Genomic DNA, 9,101 nt, shown 5'->3' with positions numbered 1-9,101 from the left:
CCGGTCCGATCCCCGGGGCGGACCCGCCCCGGGGACCGGACCGGTGCGGGCGGCCACGGCCCTGCTGTGGCCGCCCGCACCGGCCGGCCAGGACGAGGCGGCCGTCGACCGCGTCCTCAAGGACACCCCGCTGACGCACCCTGGACCTGGCGCTCCGCGAGATCCGTACCCTCGTCCACGCCGACCACAACGACCGGGCGCTGGTGTGGTGCCAGAAGCTGCAGGCCGAGGCGGACCGCGAGCGCGCCCCCGGCTGGTTCGCCGCCCTGGGCCTGCTGCACGCCCAGGCCCTGCTGCGCCTGGGCCCCCCGCGGGGCCCGGCAGGCAGCGGCTGCGGCCGCCGAGGCGGTGGAGGACCGCGGCGGGCTCGTGCTGTCCGCGCTGGCCGCGGTCGAGATCGCCGCGTACACGGCCACCGGGGAGCACCACGCGGCCGCCCGGCGGCTCGAACTGCCGCTGCCCGACGCGCTGTTCGACAGCGTCCACGCGCTCGACCAGCTGCGCGCCCGCGGCCACTACTACCTGGCCACCCACCGCCACACCGCCGCCCTCGCGGAGTTCCTGGACGCCGGCCGGCTCGCCCGGCGCTGGGGCCTGGACCACCCCCGCCGCCTTCCCTGGCGCACCGACGCGGCCGGCGCCCTGCTGCACCTGGGCGAGCGCGAGCGGGCCGCCCGCCTCATCGCCGAGCAGTGCGACCTGCCCACCGGGCGTGACCCCCGCCCGCAGGGCGCCGCGCTGCGGCTGCGGGCCGCCCTGGCCCCCTCGCCGAGCGGCCCGGGCTGCTCACCCGCGCCCTGGAGGAACTGCGCCGTGGCCGCGCCCCGCCCCGAGCGGCACCATCTGAGCGCGGGCCCGCTGCGGCTGGACGCCCGCACCCGCAAGGTCCACCTGTACGACGACGAAGTGCGCGTCACCCGCAAGGAGTTCGACCTGCTCGCGATGCTCCTGGAGGAGCCCGGCACGGTCCTGCGGCGCGAGGAGATCATGGCCCGGGTGTGGGACGAGAACTGGTTCGGCTCCACCCGCACCCTGGACGTCCACGTCGGCTCGCTGCGCGGCAAGCTCGGCTCGCCGCACTGGATCGGGACGGTCCGCGGCGTGGGCTACCGCCTCACCGTCCCGGCCGCCGTGCTGTGCCCGGCTCTGGAGGGCTGAGCGGCGCCGCCGGCCCCGCCGCGCCGGCCACCGGCCCGGTGGCCGGCGGGCCCGGCTGCCGGCGCAGCGCGTCCAGCACCGCGCGCACCGCCGCCCGCGGGGGCGCCCCGCGGCGGGTGGCCGCGGTGATGGTGCGGGTCACCGGCGTGGCCAGCTCGCGGGTGGCGACGCGGTAGCGGGCATCGACGGCCAGGCCGGGCAGCAGCGCGATCGACAGGCCGGCCTCGACGTGCTGCAGCGTCATCAGGTAGTTGCCGAACCGGGCCACCACCCGCGGCTCGAACCGGGCCCGGCGGCACAGCCGCAGCGCGAGCCCGGCCATGTAGGAGCCCGGCATGTCCAGCGTCCACGGCTCGTCCGCGCAGGCCGCCAGGTCCACCGGCCCGCGCCCGGCCGCCCGGTGCCCGGGCGGGACCACCAGCAGCACCGGATCCGTGGCCAGCGGCACCAGGTCCAGGTCGTCGCCCAGCGGCAGCTCCCCGAAGTCGGTGGTGGTGATGATCAGGTCCACGTCGCCGCCCCGCAGCGCGGGCATGCTCTCGTGCGGCTCCAGCTGCAGCACCTCCAGCTCCAGCTGCGGCTGCGCCTGCGCCAGACGGCGCACCGCCGGCACGGCCATGGTGTGGATCGCGCTCTGGAAGGTGCCCAGCCGCACCAGCCCGGCCGGCTCCTGCCCGAACCCGCGCAACTCCGCCTCGACGCCGTCCAGCTGCTCCAGGATCGCCCGCGCCCGGCGCGCCAGGATCAGCCCGGCCGAGGTCAGCCGCACCCGGCGGCCGGTCCGCTCCAGCAGCCGGGTGCCCGTCTCGCTCTCCAGCACGGCCAGCTGCTGGGACACGCTGGACGGGCTCAGGTGGACGGCCTGGGCGACCGCCCGCACGGTGCCCAGCGTCTCCAGCCGGCACAGCAGCCGCAGCCTCCAGGGATTCATCACACCCCCCATTGTTGTGCGGATCAGCCGAACAGGACAGCCATAAATGTGCGATGGACGCGTCGCTCGCGGGCGCCCTACCGTCGGCGCCATGGCTGCCACGACCACCGCCGCACCGTCCACCGCCGCCTTCTGGGCCCAGGCCGAGGAGCATCTCGTGCGCTACGGCGGCGAGTTCACCCGCGAGATCATCGACCGGGCCGCCGGGAGCTTCGTGTTCACCGCCGACGGCCGCAAGATCCTCGACTTCACCTCCGGCCAGATGAGCGCGATCCTGGGCCACTCCCACCCGCGGATCGTCGCCACCGTCCAGCAGCAGGTCGCCCGCCTGGACCACCTCTACAGCGGCATGCTCAGCCGCCCGGTCGTCGACCTGGCCCGCCGGCTGGCCGGCACGCTGCCCGCGCCGCTGACCAAGACGCTGCTGCTGACCACCGGCGCCGAGTCCAACGAGGCCGCCCTGCGGATGGCCAAACTCGTCACCGGCCGACACGAGGTCGTCTCCTTCGCCCGCTCCTGGCACGGCATGACCCAGGCCGCCGCCTCGGCCACCTACAGCGCGGGCCGCAAGGGCTACGGGCCCGCCGCGCCCGGCAACTTCGCCATCCCGGTGCCCAACGCCTACCGGCCCGACATCACCACCGCGGACGGCACGCTGGACTGGCGCCGCCAGCTGGACCTGGCCTTCGACCTGATCGACGCGCAGTCCACCGGCAGCCTGGCCGCCTGCCTGGTCGAGCCGATCCTCAGCTCCGGCGGCATCATCGAGCCGCCCGCCGGGTACTTCGCGGCGCTGCAGGCCAAGTGCCGTGAGCGCGGCATGCTGCTGATCCTGGACGAGGCGCAGACCGGGCTGTGCCGCACCGGGACCTGGTACGCCTTCGAGCGCGACGGGGTCGTCCCCGACATCCTCACGCTGTCCAAGACGCTCGGCGCCGGGCTGCCCCTGGCGGCGGTGGTCACCAGCGCGGACATCGAGCAGGAGGCCCACGAGCGGGGGTTCCTGTTCTTCACCACGCACGTCGCCGACCCGCTGGTGGCCGCGGTCGGCAACACCGTCCTGGACGTCCTGGCCGAGGACCGGCTGGACGAACGCGCCCGCCGACTGGGCGAGTTCCTGCGCGCCGGCCTGACCGACCTCGCCGCCCGGCACCCGGTCGTCGGCGACATCCGCGGCCGCGGCCTGCTGGCCGGCCTCGAACTCGTCGTGGACCGCGAGACGAAGCAGACCTCGGACGCGCTGGGCGCCCAGGTCACCCGGCGCTGCCTGGAACTGGGCCTGCACATGAACATCGTCCAGCTCCCCGGCATGGGCGGGGTCTTCCGCATCGCACCCCCGCTGACCGCCACCCAGGACGAACTGGAACTCGGCCTGACCATCCTGGACCAGGCGCTCGGCGAGACCTGCACACCCCACTGACCCCCACGCCCCGGCCCGCGGGGCCCGCGGCGGGCCGCTCTCGGTGTCCGTCTGCGGCTGTTGGCCTGGCGGTCGTTGGGTCTGGGTGGCGGGGGCCGTCCGTGTGCTGTGCTGGGGCGGTCCGGGCGGTCCGGATGGTTGGCGGGGCTTGCGCGGACCGGCTGTCCCGGACCGTGCGGGCCTGTGGCGGCTGCTCCTGGTGTCTGTCTGCGGCTGTTGGCCCGGCGGCCGGTGCATCCCGGCGCCGTCCGTGTGCCGCACACCCGTGATCCGCAGCGGTCGGCGGGGCTTGCGCGGGCCTCTGACCGGCCGCCTGGACCGCGCGGGCCCGCCGTGGGTGATCCCGGTGTCTGCCTACGGCTGTTGGCCCGGCGGCCGGTGCATCCCGGCGCCGTCCGTGTGCCGCACACCCGTGATCCGCAGCGGTCGGCGGGGCTTGCGCGGGCCTCTGACCGGCCGCCTGGACCGCGCGGGCCCGCCGTGGGTGATCCCGGTGTCCGCCTACGGCCGTTCGCCCGGCGGCCGGGGGAACCCGTCCGCGCATCCGCGCACCGCGTATCCGCGCACCGCGCACCGCGTATCCGCGCACCGCGTATCCGCGCACCGCGCACCGCGTATCCGCGCACCGCGTATCCGCGCGCCCCCGCACAGGCGGTGGATCAGGGCGATTCGGGCTCCCGGCCCGCCGCCTCGGTGATGTTGCGGGCCATGCCGCCGAAGACCACGGCGTGGAAGGGCGCCACCGCCCACCAGTAGGCGTGCCCGGCCAGTCCGCGCGGGTGGAACAGCGCGCGCTGGCGGTAGCGGGTGCGGCCCGAGTCGTCCTGTTCCACCCGCATCTCCAGCCAGGCAAGACCGGGCAGCCGCATCTCGGCCCGCAGCCGCAGCAGCCGGCCCGCCTCGATCTCCTCCACGCGCCAGAAGTCCAGGGAGTCACCGACCCGCAGACGGTGCGCGTCGCGGCGCCCCCGGCGCAGGCCCACCCCGCCCGCCAGCCGGTCCAGCCAGCCCCGCACCGCCCACGCGAGCGGGAAGGAGTACCAGCCGTTGTCGCCGCCGATGCCCTCGATGACCCGCCACAGCGCCGGCGCGGAGGCGTCCACGACCAGGGTGCGGTGGTCGGTGTAGAGGCTGCCGCCGGCCCAGTCGGGGTCCGTGGGCAGCGGATCGCTGGGCGCGCCGGGCACCGAGGCCGAGGACCAGCGGGTGGTGACCTGGGCGTCCTGGATGCGCTGCAGCGCCAGGCGCAGCGCCTGGGCGAAGGGCAGCGGGCGGCCCGGCCCGTCGGGAACGTACGCCGCGATGTCGTGCTCCTGGCAGACCACTTCGTGGCGCAGCGACTCCGCCAGCGGCCGGGCGATCTGGCGGGGCACGGGCGTGATCAGACCGACCCAGTGGCTGGACAGCCCCGGCGTCAGCAGCGGCACCGGCACGATCAGCCGGTGCCGCAGACCGGCGACCCGGGCATAGGCCCGCATCATGTCGCGGTAGGTCATCACGTCCGGGCCGCCGATGTCGAAGCCCCGGTTCACCTCCGCGGGCAGCCCCGCCCCGGCCACCAGATAGCGCAGCACGTCGCGGACCGCGATCGGCTGGATGCGGGTACGCACCCAGCTGGGCGTCACCATCACCGGCAGCCGCTCGGTGAGATAGCGCAGCATCTCGAAGGACGCCGAGCCCGACCCGATGATGACCGCCGCCCGCAGCACCGCGCTGGGCACCTGCGAGTCCAGGAAGATCCGGCCCACTTCGGCCCGCGACCGCAGATGCGCCGAGAGCTCCCGCTCGTCCACCCCGGCCGGAGTGAGCCCGCCCAGATACACGATGCGCCGCACCCCGGCCGCCTCGGCCTGCTCGGCGAAGGTGCGGGCGGCCCGCCGGTCGGTGTCCTCGAAACCGGACCCGGTGTTCAGCGCGTGCACCAGGTAGTACGCCACCTCGATGCCCTCGAACGCCTCGGCCAGCGACCGCGCGTCGGTCACATCGCCGCGCACCACCTGCGCCTGCCCGGCCCAGGGATGATCGCGCAGCTTCTCCGGCGAGCGGGCCAGACACCGCACCCGGTGCCCCGCCGCCAGCAGTTCGGGCACCAGCCGCCCGCCGATGTAGCCGGTGGCCCCGGTCACCAGGACGTGCCGCGGCCCGGGGGAGGAGTCGTTGCTGTCACTCACGTGCGCTGCCGCCTCGATTCGCTGCCGGGGGAGCCCGGGCGCCTCACCCCGGCCACCCTGGAAGTCTCACCCGTCGCGGCCCGGGCCGCGACATGCCGCGCCCCGGTGCCTGCGCCAGGGTGGAACACAGCCGTGCATCCGTACGCGCGCAGTCCCGCCCCGCCCGGAGGTGCCATGGAGCCCGTGGAGGCACTGGAACGCATCGCCTTCCTGCTCGAGCGGGGCAGCGCCCCGACCTACCGGGTGCGGGCCTTTCGCACCGCGGCCGAGGTCGTCGCGGGGCTGACGGACCAGGAGGTGGCGCGCCGGGCCGGTGACGGCTCCCTGGAGTCCCTCAGGGGCATCGGGCCCAAGACCGCCGCCGTGGTCCGGGAAGCGCTGGCCGGCACCATGCCCGGCTATCTGCGGGGCCTGGAGGAGGAGGCCCGGGCGCCGCTGGCCGGCGGGGCCGGCACCGGGCTGCGGGCCCTGCTGCGCGGCGACTGCCATCTGCACTCCGACTGGTCCGACGGGGGCAGCTCCATCGAGGCGATGGGCCGCGCCGCCCGGGAGATCGGCCACGAATGGGCCGTGCTCACCGACCACTCGCCCCGCCTCACCGTGGCCCGCGGCCTGTCCCCCGAGCGGCTGCGCGACCAGCTGGCGGCGGTGGCCGCCCTCAACGAGCAGTGGGCGCCCTTCCGCCTGCTGACCGGCATCGAGTGCGACATCCTGGACGACGGCTCCCTCGACCAGGAGCCCGCCCTGCTGGACCGCCTGGACGTCGTGGTCGTCTCGGTGCACTCCAAACTGCGCATGGACGCGGCCGCGATGACGCGCCGTCTGGTCGCCGCGGTCAGCAACCCGCGGGCCGACGTGCTCGGACACTGCACCGGCCGCCTGGTCACCGGCCGCGGCCGGCCCGAGTCGCAGTTCGACGCGGACGAGGTGTTCGCCGCGTGCGCGGCCGCCCGCACCGCCGTGGAGATCAACAGCCGCCCCGAACGCCTCGACCCGCCCCGCCGGCTGCTGCGCCGGGCGGTGGACGCCGGGGTGCTGTTCGCCGTCGACACCGACGCGCACGCGCCCGGCCAGCTCGACTGGCAGCTCATCGGCTGCGCGCGGGCCGAGGAGTGCAAGGTGCCCGCCGAGCGCGTGGTGACCACCTGGACGGCGCCCGAACTGCTCTCCTGGACCCGGGAGAGCCGCGCCCGCACCCCCTCCTGAACCTCCGCCCGGCCCTGGACCCCGGCTTCAGCCCTGCGGCGGGTGCGCGGCGTTCACAGGGCGCCGGCCAGCACCCGGTCCGGGGTGAGCGGCAGTTCGCGCAGCCGCACCCCCGTCGCATGGTGCACCGCGTTGCCGATGGCCGCGGCCGTCCCGACGATCCCGATCTCCCCGATGCCCTTGCTGCCCATGGGGTTGAGATGCGGATCGTCCTCCTCGATCCAGTGCGCCTCGATCTCCGGCACGTCGGCGTGCGCCGGCACGTGATAGCCGGCCAGATCGCACTCCGTGAAGTCCCCGAAGGCGGCGTCCATCGTGCTGCCCTCCATCAGCGCCATCCCCAGCCCCATCGTCATGCCGCCGATGAACTGCGACCGGGCGGTACGGGAGTTGAGGATGCGCCCGGCGGCGTAGACACCGAGCAGCCGGCGCACCCGGACCTCGCCGGACACCGTGTCCACCCCGACCTCGGCGAAGTGGGCGCCGAAGGCGTGCCGGGCGTAGGCGCTGTCCGCATCGGCCCGGCCCGCCGTGTCGGCCGTGGCACTGACCCCCTCCGGCGGCAGCGGCCGGCCCGGCTGCCCGGCCAGGCGCCCGGCCAGCGTCGTGCACGCCTCGTGCACGGCCCAGCCCCACGAGGCCGTGCCGGACGAGCCGCCGGCCAGCGACGCCGCCGGCAGGTCGCTGCTGCCGATCTCGGTGCGCACCCGCTCCACCGGCACGCCGAGCGCGTCCGCGGCGACCTGCGCGAGCACGGTACGCGCCCCGGTCCCGATGTCGGTGGCGTTGATCCGGACCACGAACGTCCCGTCCGGGCAGGCCTGCGCGCACGCCCGGGACGGCGCGACGACGACCGGATAGGTGGCCGCCGCGACACCGCTGCCCACCAGCCAGGGGCCCGCCCGGCGGGTGCGGGGCCGCGGGTCGCGCCCGGCCCAGCCGAAGAGGCGCGCCCCCTCCCGCAGGCACTCGGCCAGATGACGGCTGCTGAAGGGTTTCGCGCTGTCCGGCTCCCGGTCGGTGTCGTTGCGCAGCCGCAGCTCGACGGGGTCGATGCCCAGCGCCTCGGCGAGCTCGTCCATCGCCGACTCCAGGGCGTACATGCCGGGCGCCTCGCCCGGGGCCCGCATCCAGGACGGGCTGGGCACGTCCAGCGGCACCACCCGGTGGGTGGTGCGCCCGTGCGGCGAGGCGTACATGACGCGGGTGGCGGCGGCCCCGGTCTCCACGAACTCCTTGATGCGCGAGGTGTACGCGGTCACCTCGTGGATCACCGAGGTCAGCGTGCCGTCCGTCCCGGCGCCCAGCCGCACCCGGTGCAGGGTCGGCGCGCGGTGCCCCACCACGGCCGGCAACTGCCGCCGCGGCAGGACGAGTTTGACCGGCCGGCCCGTCTGCCGGGCGGCCATGGCGGCCAGCACCACGTGCGGGCGGGGCGTGCCCTTGGCGCCGAACCCGCCGCCCACGTGCTCGGAGACGACCGTCACCCGCTCCCTGGGCAGCCCGAACAGGCCGGCCAGCACATTGCGGACGGTGGTGGCGCCCTGGCTGGAGTCGTACACGTGCAGGTGCCCGTCCTGCCAGCGGGCGGTGGCCGCATGCGGCTCCATCGGATGGTTGTGCAGCGGCGGCACCCGGTAGCCGGTGTCCACCCGCACCGGCGCGGCCGCGAACGCCGCCTCCGCGTCGCCGCGCACGTGCTCGCCCGAGGTGCCGTCGGAGTCCTCCGGCACGTACGCGCCGGGGTGCCCGGCGCGCAGCGTGACGTCGTGCGGCTCCTCGGCGTAGGCGACCCGCACGGCCGCGGCGCCCTCGCGGGCCGCCTCCAGGGTGTCGGCGACGACCAGCGCCACGTACCAGCCCCGGTGCGGGACGCGGGCGCCCTGCAGCACGGCGAGGGTGGCATCGTCCGGTGCGGCCAGGCGCGGCGCGTTGCGGTGGTGGAGCACCGCCACCACGCCGGGCACCGCCAGGGCCGCCGCGTCGTCCACGGCGCGCACCTCGCCGCGCGCCACGGTGGCCGCCACCGGCCAGGCGTAGGCGCACCCGTCGGGGGTGTGCTCGGCGGCGTAGCGGGCGGTGCCCCGCACCTTCTGGGTGCCCTCCCGGCGCTCGAGGTCCGCCCCCGGCGCGTCGGCGGTCTGCGGCATGGCGTTCTCCCTGCAGGCGGATACGTACGAAGAAAAAGAGGGGGGGTGGGCAAGAGAGGCGGGGC

The 9,101-nt window shown here is 76.0% G+C and carries 6 protein-coding genes; 3 read left to right on the top strand and 3 right to left on the bottom strand.

Features of this window, described 5'->3' with window-relative positions; all coding sequences use genetic code 11:
- Positions 1–348: 348 nt before the first annotated feature.
- Positions 349–1,158, top strand: coding sequence for a winged helix-turn-helix domain-containing protein (locus tag AOK03_RS41315; protein ID WP_244177778.1), 810 nt, complete (start codon positions 349–351; stop codon positions 1,156–1,158).
- Here AOK03_RS41315 and AOK03_RS27785 read toward each other — a convergent pair.
- Positions 1,115–2,089: a LysR family transcriptional regulator gene (locus AOK03_RS27785; RefSeq protein WP_208609608.1), complete on the bottom strand. Its 975-nt coding sequence runs from the start codon at positions 2,087–2,089 to the stop codon at positions 1,115–1,117. The two genes, AOK03_RS41315 and AOK03_RS27785, sit on opposite strands and share 44 nt — an antisense overlap.
- A gap of 91 nt (positions 2,090–2,180) precedes the next feature.
- Here AOK03_RS27785 and AOK03_RS27780 point away from each other — a divergent pair, with 91 nt between their 5' ends.
- A complete protein-coding gene (locus AOK03_RS27780; RefSeq protein WP_055568099.1) occupies positions 2,181–3,509 on the top strand; it encodes an aspartate aminotransferase family protein in 1,329 nt (442 codons plus the stop codon).
- Between the two features lie 659 nt (positions 3,510–4,168).
- Here the strand turns inward: AOK03_RS27780 and AOK03_RS27775 are convergent.
- Positions 4,169–5,680: an SDR family oxidoreductase gene (locus tag AOK03_RS27775; protein ID WP_055568098.1), complete on the bottom strand. Its 1,512-nt coding sequence runs from the start codon at positions 5,678–5,680 to the stop codon at positions 4,169–4,171.
- 174 nt (positions 5,681–5,854) lie between these two features.
- On the opposite strand from AOK03_RS27775, the gene AOK03_RS27770 reads away from it, so the two are divergent.
- The gene (locus AOK03_RS27770) at positions 5,855–6,886 is read left to right on the top strand and encodes a PHP domain-containing protein (RefSeq protein WP_055568097.1); all 1,032 of its coding nucleotides are present in this window, start codon (positions 5,855–5,857) and stop codon (positions 6,884–6,886) included.
- Between the two features lie 53 nt (positions 6,887–6,939).
- On the opposite strand, the gene AOK03_RS27765 is transcribed toward AOK03_RS27770, so the two are convergent.
- Positions 6,940–9,036 carry a xanthine dehydrogenase family protein molybdopterin-binding subunit gene (locus AOK03_RS27765; protein ID WP_055568096.1) on the bottom strand — a complete coding sequence of 699 codons (2,097 nt, stop codon included), beginning with the start codon at positions 9,034–9,036 and terminating at the stop codon, positions 6,940–6,942.
- Positions 9,037–9,101: the final 65 nt, after the last annotated feature.

This window comes from Streptomyces atriruber, from assembly GCF_001418325.1.
GTDB classification, from domain to species: domain Bacteria; phylum Actinomycetota; class Actinomycetes; order Streptomycetales; family Streptomycetaceae; genus Streptomyces; species Streptomyces atriruber.
Note: the sequence above shows the minus strand (reverse complement) of the source record. Positions and strands in the feature narration are given on the sequence as shown.